This is a genomic window from Streptomyces sp. SID14478 (genome assembly GCF_010548525.1).
Lineage (GTDB): Bacteria > Actinomycetota > Actinomycetes > Streptomycetales > Streptomycetaceae > Streptomyces.
This window is the reverse complement of record NZ_JAAGMG010000972.1, coordinates 1-857: the sequence shown is the minus strand read 5'-3', so window position 1 is coordinate 857 and position 857 is coordinate 1. Positions and strand designations below refer to the sequence as shown.

1 protein-coding gene is annotated in these 857 nt (G+C 75.7%); it reads right to left on the bottom strand.

Annotated features, from left to right (window positions below; all coding sequences use genetic code 11):
• Positions 1-58 precede the first annotated feature (58 nt).
• A partial coding sequence (locus G3I40_RS31185; RefSeq protein WP_239092045.1) for a helix-turn-helix transcriptional regulator occupies positions 59-857 on the bottom strand: 799 nt, incomplete at its 5' end.

The following is an 857-nucleotide window of genomic DNA, read 5'->3' as shown; positions in this document are numbered from 1 at the left end:
CACGCCCGGCGAGCGCGGGGCCCCGGCCCCGGCCGCGCTCTGAGGCGGTCGGCCGGGGTCAGCGCGCCGTGGCCGCCAGGTCCTCCAGCCGCCGCTCGGTCTCCTCGTCCGCGGGGACGTACGTGACCAGGCGGTACGCACTGGTCTCCGGGGAGAGCCACATGTTCCGGTGCTCCAGGCGCAGCAGACCCACGCCGGGGTGGGCGTACCGCTTGACGTGCGGGGCCATGGGCGCGACCTCGTGCCGCTCCCACAGCTCCCGGAACTCCCCGGAGGCCTCCAGGAGCCGGGACAGGCGCGCCTTCCAGGCGGGCTCGCCGACGTGCTCGGCCATCGACTGGCGGTACTTGGCGGCGAGGTCGCGCAGCATCTCCTCGCGCTCCAGGAACTGCTCGCGCCAGCGCGGGCTCATGGCGAGCAGCCACAGGCAGTTGCGGTCCTCGGGGGCGAGTTCGGCCGGGTCGCCGAAGACCTCGGCGAAGGGCTGGTTCGAGGCGAGGATGTCGTAGCGGGCGTTCTGCAGGGCGGCCGGGTAGGGCACGAGGCGCTCCAGGACGCGCAGCATCGTGGGCGTCAGCGCCGGGCACTCGGTGACGGCGCGCGGGTCGGTGGTCCCGGCGAGCGCGAAGGCGTGCGCCCGCTCGGTGGGGTCCATCCGCAGGGCGCGGGCGATGGCGTCGAGGACGCCGGGCGAGACGTTGATGGCGCGGCCCTGTTCCAGCCACGTGTACCAGGTGACGCCGACCGCGGCGAGGTGCGCGACCTCCTCGCGGCGCAGGCCCGGGGTGCGGCGGCGCGGGGTGCGCGGCACTCCGGCCTGTTCCGGGGTGATGCGCTCGCGGCGGCTGCGCAGGAAC